Origin of the sequence: Bacteroides ovatus (assembly GCF_001314995.1) — a bacterium.
Lineage (GTDB): Bacteria > Bacteroidota > Bacteroidia > Bacteroidales > Bacteroidaceae > Bacteroides > Bacteroides ovatus.
The window spans coordinates 3,253,604-3,270,422 of sequence record NZ_CP012938.1 but is presented as its reverse complement, the minus strand read 5'-3'; the positions used below and the strand labels follow the sequence as shown (position 1 = coordinate 3,270,422).

At 42.1% G+C, this 16,819-nt stretch carries 15 protein-coding genes; 7 read left to right on the top strand and 8 right to left on the bottom strand.

Going from position 1 to position 16,819, the window contains the following annotated elements; translation table 11 throughout:
- Positions 1-2: 2 nt before the first annotated feature.
- Complete coding sequence (locus Bovatus_RS12920) at positions 3-425, top strand: Fur family transcriptional regulator (protein ID WP_004296218.1); 423 nt, start codon at positions 3-5, stop codon at positions 423-425.
- Positions 426-714: 289 nt separating this feature from the next.
- Here Bovatus_RS12920 and Bovatus_RS12915 read toward each other — a convergent pair whose 3' ends face one another.
- The gene (locus Bovatus_RS12915) at positions 715-1,716 is read right to left on the bottom strand and encodes a malate dehydrogenase (protein ID WP_004296217.1); all 1,002 of its coding nucleotides are present in this window, start codon (positions 1,714-1,716) and stop codon (positions 715-717) included.
- Positions 1,717-1,901: 185 nt separating this feature from the next.
- On the opposite strand from Bovatus_RS12915, the gene Bovatus_RS12910 reads away from it, so the two are divergent.
- From Bovatus_RS12910 to Bovatus_RS12895, 4 genes are all read left to right on the top strand, one after another.
- Positions 1,902-2,741, top strand: coding sequence for a CvfB family protein (locus Bovatus_RS12910; RefSeq protein WP_004296216.1), 840 nt, complete (start codon positions 1,902-1,904; stop codon positions 2,739-2,741).
- A gap of 116 nt (positions 2,742-2,857) precedes the next feature.
- Entirely contained in the window at positions 2,858-3,529 is a 672-nt protein-coding gene (locus tag Bovatus_RS12905) for a DUF4476 domain-containing protein (protein WP_004296215.1), read from the top strand.
- Positions 3,530-3,555: 26 nt separating this feature from the next.
- Positions 3,556-4,239: a DUF4476 domain-containing protein gene (locus tag Bovatus_RS12900; protein WP_004306992.1), complete on the top strand. Its 684-nt coding sequence runs from the start codon at positions 3,556-3,558 to the stop codon at positions 4,237-4,239.
- Positions 4,240-4,253: 14 nt separating this feature from the next.
- Complete coding sequence (locus Bovatus_RS12895) at positions 4,254-5,600, top strand: hypothetical protein (protein ID WP_004323269.1); 1,347 nt, start codon at positions 4,254-4,256, stop codon at positions 5,598-5,600.
- Between the two features lie 30 nt (positions 5,601-5,630).
- On the opposite strand, the gene Bovatus_RS12890 is transcribed toward Bovatus_RS12895, so the two are convergent.
- A complete protein-coding gene (locus Bovatus_RS12890; protein WP_004296211.1) occupies positions 5,631-7,580 on the bottom strand; it encodes a transglycosylase domain-containing protein in 1,950 nt (649 codons plus the stop codon).
- 360 nt (positions 7,581-7,940) lie between these two features.
- Here Bovatus_RS12890 and Bovatus_RS12885 point away from each other — a divergent pair, with 360 nt between their 5' ends.
- Complete coding sequence (locus tag Bovatus_RS12885) at positions 7,941-8,456, top strand: DUF3836 domain-containing protein (protein ID WP_004296208.1); 516 nt, start codon at positions 7,941-7,943, stop codon at positions 8,454-8,456.
- Positions 8,457-8,594: 138 nt separating this feature from the next.
- Here Bovatus_RS12885 and msrB read toward each other — a convergent pair whose 3' ends face one another.
- From msrB to Bovatus_RS12855, 6 genes are all read right to left on the bottom strand, one after another.
- Entirely contained in the window at positions 8,595-9,623 is a 1,029-nt protein-coding gene (gene msrB, locus Bovatus_RS12880) for a peptide-methionine (R)-S-oxide reductase MsrB (protein WP_004296207.1), read from the bottom strand.
- An 85-nt stretch (positions 9,624-9,708) separates the two neighbouring features.
- Complete coding sequence (locus tag Bovatus_RS12875) at positions 9,709-11,046, bottom strand: TolC family protein (RefSeq protein WP_004296206.1); 1,338 nt, start codon at positions 11,044-11,046, stop codon at positions 9,709-9,711.
- A gap of 9 nt (positions 11,047-11,055) precedes the next feature.
- Positions 11,056-12,156, bottom strand: a complete 1,101-nt coding sequence (locus Bovatus_RS12870; protein WP_004296205.1) for an efflux RND transporter periplasmic adaptor subunit — start codon at positions 12,154-12,156, stop codon at positions 11,056-11,058.
- An 80-nt stretch (positions 12,157-12,236) separates the two neighbouring features.
- Positions 12,237-13,478: an ABC transporter permease gene (locus tag Bovatus_RS12865; RefSeq protein WP_004296204.1), complete on the bottom strand. Its 1,242-nt coding sequence runs from the start codon at positions 13,476-13,478 to the stop codon at positions 12,237-12,239.
- Between the two features lie 4 nt (positions 13,479-13,482).
- Positions 13,483-14,742 carry an ABC transporter permease gene (locus tag Bovatus_RS12860; protein WP_004296203.1) on the bottom strand — a complete coding sequence of 420 codons (1,260 nt, stop codon included), beginning with the start codon at positions 14,740-14,742 and terminating at the stop codon, positions 13,483-13,485.
- 30 nt (positions 14,743-14,772) lie between these two features.
- Complete coding sequence (locus tag Bovatus_RS12855) at positions 14,773-15,489, bottom strand: ABC transporter ATP-binding protein (protein ID WP_004296202.1); 717 nt, start codon at positions 15,487-15,489, stop codon at positions 14,773-14,775.
- Between the two features lie 179 nt (positions 15,490-15,668).
- On the opposite strand from Bovatus_RS12855, the gene Bovatus_RS12850 reads away from it, so the two are divergent.
- Entirely contained in the window at positions 15,669-16,649 is a 981-nt protein-coding gene (locus tag Bovatus_RS12850; protein WP_004307000.1) for an ROK family protein, read from the top strand.
- Positions 16,650-16,819: the final 170 nt, after the last annotated feature.

The window sequence follows — 16,819 nt, the reverse complement described above, 5'->3', positions numbered from 1 at the left end:
AGATGGAAGAAGATATTTATTTGGATAAGTTGGATAGAAGAGGTATCAAGCCAACTGCCATAAGGCTTCTGGTGATAAAAGCGATGATGCAGGCAGAGCGTGCGGTGTCATTGCTCGATTTGGAAACACTGCTCGATACAGTCGATAAATCGACTATATCCCGTACCATCGCTCTCTTCTTGTCTCATCACCTCATACATAGCATAGACGATGGGAGCGGCTCGTTGAAGTATGCCGTTTGCGACAACTCCTGCAATTGTGTGGTACAGGATTTACATTCGCATTTTTATTGTGAGAAATGTCATCGTACATTCTGCCTGGAAGGTACACATATCCCGGTGATTGATTTGCCTAAAGGATTTACTTTGCATAGTATAAACTATGTACTAAAAGGAGTTTGTTCCGAATGTACTTCTCAAAAATGACAGATATTTTATAAACTTCGATGCGCAGTTTTATTCCATTCACTAATTTGGATAGGATAATCACTATATTTCGCACTTTGAGTACCTGTAACTTCAGTTTAGGTACTTTCCCCATTTTGTCTATTTTTTTAATTGACGAATTATCCCCAACTTTGCATAGTCATTTGAATTGGAGTCTTGAAAGATTTATAGACTAAGTGGGGGGTATATGTGATATGTAAGTAATTGGAATAAAAGCCGAAAAAGAGATGTATTTTCTCTTTTTCGGCTTTTTGCTAATATTGTTTGATTAGTCAATATTGGGATTCAATGCGTGCCAGTCTTTAATAGCTGGGATGATCCCCATTTCAATCACTTCATCACGAAGTTTGCATAAATGCTCGTAGCTTTTTTCCAATTCTTCCTGTTCGGCAGGAGTTCCGGCTACTTCTTTATAAGTGACGCCGTCTTTAGTTATTGAAGTTTCCATCGCCATCATGATATGGTCGAACTTACTGTTAGAAACATACGTTCCGGCAGGCCAGCGGAAAGGTTGTCCACCCATAGCAGCGGCAATCATTTCGATAGAAAGATAAGCCGGGCTTTGGAAAGAAGAACGACCGCGCAGGTCGATAATATGCTTACCACCCTGGATGACACGTACTTTCAGTGCTTCCCAATCTGCCAATGGAAGACGGGTAGTGCCGATGAAATCGGTCAAAGGCTCTCCTTTTATTTTGGTTGTAGATGCGAATACAGCCATTTGTTCGCCATGACCACCATACGTACGGCAATTCTGAATGTCGGAAGCCGGGATATGGAAGAATTTCACCAGTTCGTTTTGCAGACGGGTGCTGTCCAAGGCAGCCAGTGTAGAAACTTGAGAGGGTTTCAAACCTGAATACAACAAAGTAATCAATCCGGTGATGTCTGCAGGATTAAAGATCACAACGATATGTTTTACGTTCGGGCAATATTGATGAACATCTTTACCGAATTGAGCGGCAATTTCTGCATTTCCCTTCAGCAAATCTTCGCGGGTCATACCTGCTTTACGGGCAGCTCCACCGGAAGAGACAATGTAAGAAGCTCCTGTCAGCGCTTCTTTGATATCGGAAGTAAATGTAAGGTTGACACCTTCAAAACCGCAGTGATACAATTCTTCAGCTACTCCTTCCAGAGCCGGGGCAAATGGATCATACAGGCAAATATTCGGAGTGAGTCTCATCATCATGGCTGTTTGTGCCATATTGGAGCCGATCATTCCGGCAGCTCCTACAATCGTAAGTTTCTCGTTGGTTAGAAATTCCATAAGTTTATATGTTTAAAGGTGAATAATTTACTTTTTCTTTTTGTCGCTACAAAGTTAACATATTAGAAAGCAGATTGTTCATTGCAAATAGTTTTGCCCGATAACGAAAAGTTATGGCTGACTGTTTGAGAGATCTATTCAAAATAGATTATCTTTGTGTCTTATTACAATAAATAGATAAGAATATGAGCATCGAATTAGGAAAGTTCAATCAGCTTGAAGTCGTGAAAGAAGTAGATTTCGGCGTATATCTCGATGGTGGGGAAGAAGGTGAGATTTTGTTGCCTACCCGCTATGTGCCCGAAGACTGTAAGATAGGAGATTTTTTGAACGTGTTTCTTTATCTGGATATGGATGAAAGACTGATTGCTACGACGCTGACTCCGTTGGTGCAGGTAGGTCAGTTCGCCTGTCTGGAAGTCTCCTGGGTGAATCAATACGGAGCTTTCCTGAACTGGGGATTGATGAAAGACCTGTTCGTTCCGTTCAGTGAGCAGAAGATGAAAATGCAGGTTGGGCGGAAATATGTGGTCCATGCGCATTTGGATGAAGAGAGTTATCGTATTGTGGCTTCAGCAAAGGTGGAACGTTATCTGTCGAAAGAAAAGCCGGAATATACTCCGGAAGCAGAAGTGAATATCCTTATCTGGCAGAAGACGGATTTGGGCTTTAAAGCGATTATAGATAATAAGTATAGCGGTTTGCTGTATGAAAATGAAATATTCTGTCCGTTGGAAACAGGAATGGAGATGAAAGCTTTTGTGAAACAGGTGCGTGAAGATGGTAAGGTAGACCTGATTCTTCAGAAACCCGGTTTTGAAAAGATTGACGATTTTTCGAAAACGCTGCTCGACTATATCAAAGCGCATGGAGGACGGATCAACTTGAATGATAAAAGTCCTGCGGAAGATATTTATGACACGTTTGGTGTTAGCAAGAAAACCTTTAAGAAAGGAGTGGGCGACTTGTATAAGAAACGTCTGATTACCTTGCATGAGGATGGCATTGCTTTGGCGGATTCCTAAACAGAATAGGGATTTCCCTACATACGAATAGAGAGAATCATTGGGGTGGGGAGTTTCCTCACCCTATTTTTGTGCTATCAGATTAAAGATATAAATAATTAAAAACTAGATAAGCTATGCGTAAGATTATAATAAGTTTCTGTATCCTGTTCGCTGCCCTCTCCTTACAAGCGCAGTCTGTTAACGGAATCCGTATCGATGGCGGGAATACTCCGATTCTTGTTTACCTGGGAGGGAACCAGATATGTTTACCTACTACTACCTGCTTTATAGCCAATTTAAATCCCGGACATTATACTGTTGAAGTGTTTGCCACCCGCTTTACCCGTGCGGGAGAGCGAGTATGGAAAGGAGAAAAATTATATAAAGATCTCGTTTATTTTGATGGGAGAGGAGTGACAGAAATATGGGTAGACGGACGTGATAACATGCGCCCGGAAAGACCCGGCCGTCCCGAACAGGGAGAACATCGTCCGGGATATGGTTACAACAGGGTGATGAACGATCAGCTCTTCCAAACGTTTTATAAAGAGATGAAGAATGAGCCTTTTAAAGATGACCGTATGAAGTTGCTCAATGCTGCATTGGCTGGTTCTGATTTCACATCTGCCCAATGTCTCCAACTGACCAAACTATATACATTCGATGATGACCGGATGGAGATTATGAAGATCATGTATCCCCGGATTGTAGATAAGGAAGCTTTCTTTACGGTGATTAATACCCTGACATTTAGCTCCAGCAAGGAAAAGATGAAGGATTTTATCATAGGGTACGGTAAACGTTGATACTATTAACTAAAAACGATACGGTTATGAAAAAGATACATATTATGCTGTGTTTGGCGTTGGGAATATTGGTCAGTGGCTGTTTTACCAGCTATGTATCTACCAAACAGATGATGGGTATATATCAGGGAATGACTCAATCTCAGGTAGAGTCCGTTTTAGGAAAACCTGATTTCCGGCGTTTTGACGGTGATATGGAAGAATGGGAATTCCATCGTGATAACGGTACGCCTGTACTTACTTCGGAACCTGTGACGATAATCGTTCAGTTTGTAAATAGAGAGGTGGTTAGTATGGATACGTTCAAAGGTTATGGCAGACCTGCACCAATGCATTCCGTTGTAGTACCGCCTGCTGTGAACACTACCGTTGAAGTCTTTCCTAATCATGAACAGGTGGAAGAAGCTCGTTTGATGACTGATCCGGAGTTTGATGAATTTATCAATAAGCTTAAAATAACGGTTATGAATGAAGACCAGAAGAAGCTTGTCGATCGGATGTTGAGAACGTATGATGTCACTTCAAATCAATGTGTGAAAATAGTGAAGGAGATTTCGTATACTCCTGACCAGGTGGAGATGATGAAGAAGCTGTATCCTTATGTAAGGGATAAAAGAAATTTTAATAAGGTGATCGATATTTTATTTTCTAATGCATATAAAGATGAGATGCGTAAGTTTATTGAGGAATATCATCAGAATAATAAATGATAGGAGATTGAATTATGAAACGAATACTGTTTTTACTCTTTGCTGTCGGTCTGACTGCCAATATGACCGTAATGGCTGGAATGAGCACTAGCAAGGTACGTAAGGAGACGCGTTTTCTTACCGATAAGATGGCATATGAATTGAGCTTGAGTACACAGCAATATAATGATGCGTATGAAATTAATTACGACTTTATTTATTCTGTCCGTAATATCATGGATTACGTAGCACGTGGTTACGAATGGGCATTGGATGATTATTATGAAGCGTTGGATATCCGTAATGACGATCTTCGCTGGATATTGAGTGATGCACAGTATCGCCGGTTCCTCGGTGCCGAGTATTTCTATCGGCCAATCTATGTAACCGGAGGGAAATGGAGTTTCAGGGTTTATGTTAATTACCCGAATCGCAGTTTGTTTTATTTTGGTGTGCCTTACCATTACCGTACTTATTGTGGAGCACATTATCGTCCACACTTTCACCATGTGAGTTATTATCGGGGCAGATATACTAATTTCAACCATTATTCTGCACCGCATCGGGTGAGAGATCAGCGAGTATTCCACTCTTATCGTCGTTCGGATTTCGGTTCTGTCCGGTTCCGTCCGAATACTTCCACTCGTCCGCATAATGCACCGACACGTCCGGGTAATTCTTCCCGTCCGGGTTCATCGACAACGCGTCCTGGTACGTCTCGCCCAAGTACCTCTACTCGTCCTGATACTTCTACTCGTCCCGGAACGACAACAAGACCTGGTACGTCAACACGTCCCCGTCCGGAATCTGGAGGAGATCGGCCTTCGACTTCTGTCAGACCATCTACACCGTCCGGAAGTGGGAGACCTGGTAACAATGTTGCTCCTGATAAAAATGGGAATACGAATAGAGTAGAAAGTGATCGTAATTCTGGTCGTCGTCCGGAAACAGGTTCCGGTTCTTCAAGCTCTAATCGCAGACCAACAAGCGGAAGTTCAACTGGTTCCAGTTCCTCCAATCGTGAAAGTGGAAAAACAAGTAGCAGTTCGAGAGAAAGTTCAAGTAAACGAAACGATAGTGGTTCCTATAATAGAAATAACAGTTCCGAGAGAAATAATAGCTCTTCCGGTTCCAGTCGCGGTAGTTCCAGTCGTAGTAGCTCCAGTCGCAGTAGCGGTAGTACTACTAGTCGTAGCAGCAGTACCACTTCTAACCGGAGTAGCGGTAGCTCGAGCTCTACTCGAAGCGGCGGTAGCTCTACCCGGAGCAATGTTTCTAGTGGACAAACAGAAAGACGCTCTTCTTCCGGAAGTACGAGAAGCAATAGCACTCAAAGTTCTTCCCGTTCCTCTGAAAGAAACAGCAGCAGTTCAAGAAGATAACCTATTCCTTTATTATTTATATCAATCTCATTACTCCTCAGCGGAAGGAGAACTAGACTCCGGGTTTTCACCGGCTAGACTATTCCGGGCAGCGCCCGTAACTTGGATATCGGGGCGGATACTATCCGCCTCGATTTCACTTATTACTCCTTTCTGTGCAAGCCGCTTGGCTATCAACTTATAATAGCCTTCCATATTCTCCTTTAACTGTCCGCCTTCAGCAAAAGAGCTGCGGAAATGCTTGGGCTTCGGGATAATGGAAGCCAGGAAAATACTTTCTTCCGTGTTCAGTTGTGAAGGGCGTTTATTGAAATAATAAGCAGAAGCTTCCTGAATACCATAAACGAGCGGTCCCCATTCAACAATGTTCAGATATACTTCGTACATGCGTTCTTTAGAAGTTAATCTTTCATTTTCTATTAGCCATACAATCAATGCCTCTTCCAATTTACGTGCAAAGTTCTTATTACGGTTCAGGAATACATTCTTTACGAGTTGCATGGTGATCGTGCTTCCTCCACGTGCAAAGCGTTTCACTTGCAGGTCGTAAATCAATGCTTCCCGTAGGGCGTCGGGCAGGAAACCGCGATGGTAAAAGAATGCTCCGTCTTCACTTTGCATAACGGACATTCTTAGGATGGGTGAAATGCTATCCAATGGTGTAAAGTGTTTGCACGAGGGACCAATAGGAAAAGTCCGCACCGGTATTCCATTCTCATAAGCTGTATAAATGAACTCGCCGGACATTTTGGAGAGTGAAGTGGCTCCATAGCTTGTGATGCGGAAGTCTTTCTCTTTCAGTTCGGATTCCAGTTTGAGACTATCTAGTTGTGCAAAATCAATATCTAATAGAAAATGATAGGTCAACTCGCCACTTGTCTTGATGCCTTCCAGATTGCTGAATAATCCTTTGGGGAGAGAGCTGAACAGATCATCTGCCGGAAACCAGGATTTGTTGACCGCAGCAGTGAAATGCCAGTTTCCTTTCTCTTTCTCGGCTCGCAAATAAGGATGAAACTGGAGTTTGTTGAAATCAACAATGGTCGTGCTATCCAGCTCGAGTGAGTGCCCGCTTATGTTCATCTCGTAACAGAGTTGTCCACGATTGAGATGAATTACTTCAGGAGAGAGAGCTTTATGAAATACGTCAAGTCCGTTCACTCTCGCTTTTCCTTTGAGGAGCAGTTGATTGGATGCACGCTTATCTTTAGTCATATTATAAGATAGGGTGTCGAAAGTGACTTCTGCTCCAAAACGGCGGGTAATATAAGGTAGTGAGATTTTTCTTTTTTCCGGGGCAAAGAGAGATGCTTTTAATGTATAGTCTCTTCTGTTTAGTTCGCCGGTCGCTTCCCATAGTTGTTGAGGAAGTGTATCTTCTTTTATCTGAATGGTTGATTGGAAATGATTGTTCTCAATAATAAAAGAAGGAATGTTGACTGCAACGAAATTACTATCTTTACGTTCGGTTATATTGATTTGCCTGAGTTGCCCGTTTTCAGGCAGGAAACCGTAAATGAGGTTTAATATCCGGTCAATACGGTTGGCATAGTCACTTTCTATGACAGGTTGGAGTTCTGCTTCTTGTTGCCGTTTAAAGAACAGGAAATCGTAGTTAGCTATGCTATCATGCTTGATGAAGTTGATTGCAAGGCCATTCATAAGCACATTCCGTACTTCGATTTCTCCTTTTAGCAATTCCCAAAAACTTAGTTTTACATTGACGGATTGTAATGTCAGGAGGGTATCCCGTTGGTTGGGAACAATAGAAAGTCCTTGTAAAGCCACTTCATTGTAGCCTTTCATTCGTAACTCCTGATAATGAATTTGTAGACCGTATGTTTGTTCGGCACGTGTAGCTCGTTTGTCAACGATATGGCATAAAATGACATTGCGGAATGCAAAGAGACAAATAAGGCTGGTAAGCAAGATACTGGTAGCCGATAGAATGATAATTCTTTTTTTGCTGGACGTTTCCATCTTCTTTTTCTTGATATGATAATCGCTGCAAAGGTAGATAATAATTCGGGCAACAAGCGGAGTATTTTCCCATTTTTAGAGTTATATTCATCAGTAGAAAGAAGAAAATGCGAAAAAAATGGTTAGTTGTTCGCTTTTAAGCGTACAACTGTTCGTTTTCGTACACCGTTCTGTTTTATGATTTCCTTGATTATTAGTTAGTTATCGTTTTGGCACGCTCGTTGCATCTCTATAGTCGCAAGCGGACAACGAAGAAAAATGAAAAAAACTTCAGAAGGTTGCAACCGTTTGAGACGCTTGATCCGTCTAATAAACAGAAGAATAAAAACAGAATGTTGAACAAATAAAAAATATACAATTATGAAGACTACAGTATTATTCAGAATGATCGTTTTAGTTGCTATGGTATTTGCAGGAATCGCTAATGCAACAGTGAAGGCACAGGGTAATAACTTCATTACTAATGAAGAAAAAGTAGATGATCTCGTAGTATCGAAAGTGATTTACAGACTCGATGGTTCTCTCTATCGCCACATGAAATATGATTTTACTTATGACGATCAGAAGAGAATATCCTCCAAAGAAGCTTTCAAATGGGATGCTTCTATTGAAAAATGGATACCGTACTTCAAGATTGATTATACTTATTCATCTAATGAAATCACTTTGGTATACGCACGTTGGAATGACTCTCACAGAGCTTACGACGCATCTGTTGAAAAGAGTGTTTATGAACTGAATGACGCTAATATGCCGGTTGCTTATATGAACTACAAATGGAATGATAAATGGATTGAAGAATCCGGTTCCAGCTGGGCTATGAATGTGTCTGTTCCGGCAACTAATGAAGCAACTCTGCTGACTGCCAGCAGATAAAAATAAATCGGAGTTGTGAAACTCCTTCTCTCTCTTTTAATTTAACTACATTAAAAACGGTGGATTTCCTTATGGGATAATCCACCGTTCTGTTTATCTGATGAACAGTTATGATTAGCTTTTGTAACTCTTCAATATTTATTTAACGAGTGGTAGATATTCTCCATAACCTTCCTCTTTCATTTTATCTTTCGGGATAAAACGAAGTGAAGCGCTATTGATGCAATAACGTAATCCACCTTTCTCTTTCGGCCCATCTGTGAATACGTGTCCCAAATGAGCATCTCCGGTTTTACTGCGTACTTCCGTACGTATCATGCCGTGTGAAGTATCTTTCTTTTCTGCGATCAGATCTTTTTGAATTGGTTGGGAAAAGCTTGGCCACCCGCAACCTGAATCGAACTTGTCAGTAGAAACAAACAGAGGTTCTCCGGTAGTAATATCTACATAAATGCCGGGACGATGCTCATTCCAGTATTCATTGTGGAAAGCTGGTTCGGTGGCATTCTTTTGGGTTACGGCATATTGTTCCGCCGAGAGTTTCTTACGAAGGGTTGCATCATCCGCTTTTTGATACACTTTAGCTTTCGGCGCATTCGCTTTGCGTGCCATTTCGAATAAAGCAGGATTGATATGGCAGTATCCACCCGGATTTTTATCCAGATAGTCCTGGTGGTAAGTCTCTGCCGGATAGAAATTAGTCAATGGCTTTACTTCTAGGACAATAGGAGTTTTATATTGTGCGGATAATAATTGAATTGCCTGCTTGATGACAGGGAGATCTTCTTTATCTACATAATAAATTCCGGTTCTATACTGTGTTCCCCGGTCATTACCTTGCCGGTTGAGGCTGGTAGGATCTATTGTCTTGAAATATAGATCGAGCAGTAAATTCAAATCTACCGTTTTCGGATCATAAACCACCTTTACTGTTTCGGCAGCATTGGTTTTTCCGGAACAGACCTGTTCATAACTCGGATTGGCAACATTACTGTTGGCATATCCTACCTGAGTACTTTCTACTCCTCGAATTTGTTTCAGGAAATGTTCTGTTCCCCAGAAACATCCTCCCGCAAAATAGATTTCTGCTTGATTCTTCATTGGTTTAGCAACTCCTAAAAATGTATTACTAATCATTATAATCACTAGGACGATAAAATACTTCATATCCGTTAGTTCTTTCTATAATAACGAATGAACCAACGGATATGTTTTAAGGAACTACTATACTAAACTCAATTTTATTTCTTTTTTATTCAATGACCTGTCCTTTGTAGAAATCCAGAATTTTAGTCCGGAACAGGTAGTCATATTTTGCCTGCAACTTATCCGAAAGAGCTTTCGTCAGATTAAGTTTGGCTTCATTGTATTCCACAAAGGTAGCTTTGCCGTTATTGAATTTCTCACTCATCAGGCGGAAAGATTCTTCGTTGGCTTTTACTGCCACTTCACTGGAGTTGTATTTACTTTCTGCTGCCAGAGCATTGTACCAGGCTTGCTGAATTTCTTTATAGAGTATTTTTTTACTGTTATCCAACTTCAAGGATAAATCTATTTGTTGCAAACGAGCGGTGCGTACCCGGTTTCTTGTGGCAAAACGGTTGAAGATTGGCACGCTCAAATTAAATCCTATATATTTATTCAGATTGTTTTTCATCTGACTGCCGAAGCTGCTCTCTGATCTTCCGCTAACCGTATAATAATTACTTCCCAGACCGGCACTGAAAGAGAGTTGTGGATAAAACGCACTTTGGGCAATACGAATACTATTAAGACTACCTTGTAAACGATATTCTGCAGCCTTAATGCTTGGTTTGTAAGTAAGCGCCTGTGTATATATGTCATCCGGCGGAGTGAGAGATTCGAACTCTAATTCTTCCTTAGGGCTTTCGAGTACAAATCCTTCAGGCGTGGGTAATTCCAAGAGTTGGGTGAGATCCAGTAAGGACAGTTTGTACGTATTGTCTGATTGTACAGCAGTCATTTCATCCTGTGCAACACGGGCTTGTGCTTCGGCCACTTCAGAAGAGGATGCCTTACCCACTCCCTGAAGACCTTGAATACGTTTTAACTGGTCTTTGCTTAAATCGACCTGATTATGAGCAATCTTACTTAATTCTTGATTGAATAAAACCTGTAAATAAGCCGAAGTGACATTGATTGCAATATCCTCTCTGGCTTTATTCAAATCTTCTATAGCAGCTTTTAAATCCAGTTTGGCAAGTGAATATTGGTTGGACAATTGCAAACCGGTAAATATAGGTACGTTTGTTCCCAAGCTGAAACTGGTATTGGCGCTGTTGATGTCACTATACGAGTTGTCTATCGGAGAAGCGGTACGACCCCAACTCCAGTTTTGGCTGGCACTACCGCTCAGATTCGGAAGGCGTGCCCATTTAGTAGTGTTTACACTCACTTTGCCTGCTTCGACATTATTGGCCGATTGACGGATTTCTATATTATGTTCAATGGCATAGTCGATACATTGCCGCAGCGTCCACGCTTGCGAAGAGTTGTTCTGTGCCTGAATGGAGGTGATTCCGACTCCGGCAAGCAGAAGGGCTGATATGGTTTTACGAATTATTTTCATCGGATTCAATTATTTATCTTTTTTCTCTGCACCACGTATTTTGTCCTGAACGGTTACCCCTTTCTTGATTTCTATCTTGATTCCATCACTCATACCGGCAGTCACCTGTGTACGCTGGAACTTTTGTTCGGGCACTGAATCTGTCATGATGTACACAAATGTAGAGTCACCACTAAATTCAACAGTGCTTTCGGGCACTGCCAATACCTGATTGGCTTTTTGTAATACGATTTCCGCATTAGCCGAATATCCGGAACGAATCTGAACAGAATCCGGAATGGTAATCGCAGCCTTGATTTCAAACTGGTTGGCTCCATTGGTTTCCACCCCTTTCGGAGAGATATATTCCAGAATGGCATTGAAAGTCAGATTTTGTAAAGCTCCGATGGTCAGCTTGATTGGCATTTGTTCGTGGATACGTCCCACTTCTGTTTCATCAATATTACCGCGGAAAATCATATCGTTCATGTTGGCTACCGTAGCAATCGTGGTTCCATCATTGAACGTATTACTCATAATCACCGAATTACCAGCTTTTACAGGTACGTCCAGGATTAACCCGTCAATGGTAGAGCGAATCATCGTGCTACTGAAAGAGGCACTGTTTTTGGTAATTCCTTCTTTTACGATTTCCAGATTGTCTTTGGCCGTCTGTCTCTCTTCGCGAGCCTGTTTCAAAGCCACTTCACTTTTCTCGTATTCCTCCCGGCTAATTAACTGACCGTCATACAACTTCTTCACACGGGCGAAATCCGTTTCTGCCTGGGTTGCATTAATTTCTGCCAGGCGCACACGGCTTTCTGCAGAATTCAGTTGTCCGAGTTCAGGGATTACTTTTACTTTGGCAATAACTTCCCCTTTTCTTACAGCTTGTCCGGCTTCTTTATATACTTCGTCGATAATACCCGAAATTTGCGGTTTGATTAAAATTTCGTCTCTCGGTTCCACCTTTCCGGTAGCTACTGTAGTTTTTTGGAGGTCAGTCATTTCCGGTCTAACTGTTTCGTAAGTGATTACCTTAGGCTTGGATTTCTGATAAAGGAATACGAATGTTCCGACAAGAATGATAGCAATGACTACCAATAATGTGATTTTCAGATACTTTTTCATGATTTTATTTATAATTTTATTATTTACGATTGATGATTGAAACTAAACTCCTCACATATCCAGATAACTGTTCCACTTCCTTATTCATCCCGAATCGCCTCAATCGGTTTGATAGCCATGGCCCGGTAAGCAGGTGCCAGACCTGCCAACATTCCCAGTGCGATTAGAAGGGCACAAGTACCGATTGCCAGTCCGAAAGTAACTTGAAAACGGGTGTCCCCTCCGTCAGCGTTGGCTCCCATCTCTACAAGTTGCAACACCATGACGGCAAAGGATATTCCACACATTCCTGCAATGGTGGTAAGTACCATACTCTCTGATAGAATTTGTTGCAGAATATCTTTCGGTCGTGCACCGATCGCCCGGCGGATACCGATTTCAGTGGTACGTTCTTTAACGGTCACCATCATAATATTGGATACTCCGATGGCACCTGCCAGCAAAGTTCCCAATCCTACCATCCAAACAAGTATGTTGATACCGGTAAACAGGTTATCGACCATAGAGAACATAGCTTCGGCATTCAGGCACATAACAGCCTGTTTGTCATCCGGGGAGATATAATGTGCGGCTTTAATGACCTGTTCCATTTTGGGTTGTATTTCAGACACTTTGACTCCATGCTTCGCAGTGAAACAGATCACATCAATTCGTCCTCCCAGATTATATGTTTGCTGCATCGTAGTGAAAGGAAGAGTGACGGCCTCCGAAGCCCGTCCCTGTATATTCATGTCCCCTTCGGAAGAAGACATGCCAATCACTTGATAATAAATGCCATCTACTCTTACATATTTGCCACACGGGTCTTCTCCCGGTTTGAAAAGACTTTCATAAATTCGTTTTCCGATGACACATACTTTGCGTGCTTCCTTTATATCCACCTCATTGATGAACCTGCCGTATGCCATTTCCTGTGATTCAATGTGGAGATAATCCGGATACAATCCTTTCACGCTACAATCATATTTCTTATCTTCGTATACGGCTTTGGAACCCCAACGGGCTACGGACGGAGTAATGATCTCCACCTCTTTCACTTGGGAGCGAAGACGGTCAATGTCGGTAGATTCCAGATTCCACCATCTCCCTTTGCGGAAGCCTTTGTAAGCCTCGCCCGTTCTTTGCGAGACAAGGAAACCAGAATTGGTGGCAAATCCTTCAAAGTTCTTTTTCATCATGTCCTCCAATCCTTGCCCGCCGCCGATAAGGGCTACGAGCATAAAGATTCCCCAGAAAACACCGAATGCAGTCAGCAGGCTTCTCGTTTTATTTCTTGTAATGGTAATGAGGATTTCCTCACAGGTATCCATGTCTATTCTCATAGTCTTAATCTGCTCTAAGTGCTTCGATCGGTCGGATGCTAACTGCTTTTCGGGCAGGGAATAATCCGGCTAACGTACCAGCTATTATTAATGTGAGTGTAGCCTGTATGGCGATTCTTATATCTACTGTCGGATTCAGGAAAACGGTTTCCGTCCACATTCCGGTGTCCATGGTCTGATTGCCGAAAGCGCTGTTCATCCATTCGGTCACTCCGATACCGGCTACCATGCCGATATATCCGAATATGGTGGTGATGGTGACGCTCTCTACGATAATCAACCAGAGAATGGAAAGCGGTTTGGCTCCCAAAGCCTTACGAATACCAAACTCGCGGGTACGTTCTTTGACGGTAATCAGCATGATGTTGGAAACTCCAACGATTCCGCTAAGTAACGTAAAGATGCCGATTACCCAGATGGCGATACGCAGCATGCCCGAACCTTTCTGCTGTTGCAGATAGTTGGTAAACCGGTTCCATATCCAGATAGCACTGTGGTCCGTTGGGTCAAACCGATGGTTGGCTCCCAATACTTTGCGGTAATGGGCTTCAAAAGCCTCATTGGCCTCTACTGTTTCCAGATTTTTGGTAGTCATGACCAGGTTATTCAGTTTGTCTCCTTTATTATAAATCGTTTGCAGAGTGGTAAAAGGAATGTAGGCATCGCTGTCTCCGCTATCTCCTTTATCATTATAAAGACCTACTACCTGATAAACCACATTTCCGGCGTTGACAAACTGTCCGATTGGCTCGGTATGAGTCTTGTTAAAAAGGATTTCTGCTGTTTTCTTATGAAGCACAATAACTTTCCGGCGTTTCTTGATATCGATTTCATTGATAAAACGTCCTTCGAAAAGCTTCACGACTTCTACCTCTGTATGATTGGGATATACGCCGGAAAGGTTCAGGCTGACGTATTCTTGTCCGAAACTAAGATTAACGCCTCCCTGCCACACGGTTGCTCCGGCCTTGATGACATGATTCGGGAAATAATGACTGGTAGCATCCATGTCTTTATTGTCCAGTTGCACCCGTCTTCCTTCTTTCAGTCCGTCGTATGATTTACTGGTCCATCCCGGAAAAATCTTGATGGAGTTCATGGCACGTTCGGAAGCCGATTGCTCGAATGCGTGGATCAGTCCGTTGCCTGCACCTAGTAGGACGATAAGCATAAAGATTCCCCATGCCACGGCAAATCCTGTGAGAAAAGTTCTTAGCTTGTTGCGTTTGATGGTACTATATATTTCTTGCCAGATGTCAATCATGATAATGTTTGTATAGTGGTGGATTTTAGATTATTTCATGATACCGTCTTTTCCGAAAGGAGAAGCGTCATGGTCGATATTATCTTCAATACGTTCGATGATTCCATCTTTGATATGTATAATCTTGTCTGTCTGGTTGGCGACTCCACTTTCGTGGGTGACAACGACAATCGTCATTCCCAGTTTATGAAGATCTTTCAGAATCTGCATCACTTCCACAGAAGTTTTGCTATCTAAAGCTCCTGTTGGTTCATCTGCCAGAATGATTTGTGGTTGGGTGATTAAAGCTCGTGCAATGGCTACACGTTGTTTCTGACCGCCACTCATTTCGTTCGGCATGTGATGTGCCCAGTCTTTTAAACCCAGGCGGTCGAGATATTCCAAGGCAAGCGCATTTCGTTTTTTGCGACTTATTCCCTGGTAAAATAAAGGAAGTGCTACATTCTCTACGGCATCTTTAAAGGAAATCAGATTGAATGACTGGAAGATAAATCCGATCATACGGTTCCGGTATTCGGCAGCTTTGGTTTCGCTCAAGTTCTTGATAAGTACGTTGTTCAGGTAATAATCTCCGGTATCGTAGTTGTCGAGGATTCCCAATATGTTGAGTAAAGTTGATTTCCCAGACCCGGATGCTCCCATGATAGAAACAAATTCTCCCTGTTCAATGTTGAGATTGATACCTTTAAGTACATGGAGAGGCGCTCCGTTGTTGTAGGTCTTGTTGATATTCGTTAGTTGTATCACAATTTTCTTTATTTAGTTTCTGTTTTCTGATAATTTTCTACTATTAGACGTGCGAAAGATACGAAAAGTTGCAAACAGGTTGAACTTTTTTCAAAAAACATTTTGTAGACTCAATCTTCTTTACGTAATTTGTGTGCAGTAAACTTAATGATTAACTAACCCTTTTAAATAAAAGTATCATGAATTCAAACATGGAAAAACCCTACGTAGTAGGTATTGACATAGGCGGAACGAATACCGTCTTTGGAATTGTAGACGCACGCGGAACTATTATTGCCAGCAGTTCAATCAAAACATCTGGTTACCCTACAGTAGAAGAATACGCTGATGAAGTGTGTAAAAGTCTGCTTCCATTGATTATTGCTAATGGTGGTGTTGATAAAATCAGAGGTATTGGTATCGGTGCTCCGAATGGCAACTACTACACGGGAACGATTGAATTTGCTCCGAACCTGCCTTGGAAGGGAATTCTTCCGTTGGCTGCCATGTTTGAAGAAAGACTGGGTATCCCCACTGCTTTGACAAACGACGCAAACGCTGCTGCTATCGGTGAAATGACTTACGGTGCTGCCCGTGGTATGAAAGACTTTATCATGATTACACTGGGTACTGGTGTGGGTAGCGGTATCGTTATCAACGGTCAGATGGTGTATGGTCATGACGGTTTTGCAGGTGAATTGGGACACGTTATCGCCCGTCGCGATGGTCGTCTTTGCGGTTGTGGCCGTAAGGGATGTCTGGAAACTTACTGTTCGGCTACCGGTGTAGCTCGCACAGCTCGCGAATTCCTTGCTGCCCGTACGGATGCTAGCTTGCTTCGTAACATTCCTGCAGAAAACATCACTTCAAAAGATGTGTATGATGCAGCTGTACAAGGTGATAAACTGGCACAGGAAATCTTTAACTTTACAGGTAACATCTTGGGTGAAGCACTGGCAGATGCTATTGCATTCTCCAGCCCTGAAGCAATTGTATTGTTTGGTGGTTTGGCTAAGTCCGGTGACTATATCATGAAACCAATTCAGAAATCAATTGATGATAATATCCTGAATATCTATAAAGGCAAGACTAAACTGCTCGTTTCCGAATTGAAGGATTCTGATGCTGCTGTACTGGGCGCCAGTGCATTGGCTTGGGAACTGAAAGATTTGAAAGAATAACATTTCATTATTATAATAAAGGTAATGAAGCCTCGGGAGTTTATGACTTTCGGGGCTTTGTTTTATTTAGTCCTTTCTGACGTGTACGGCTTATTCAGACAAAGGGTTATTCTCACCGGAGTGAGAAAATATTCTCATAGGCATGAGAATGTTTGAGAAAATATACAATA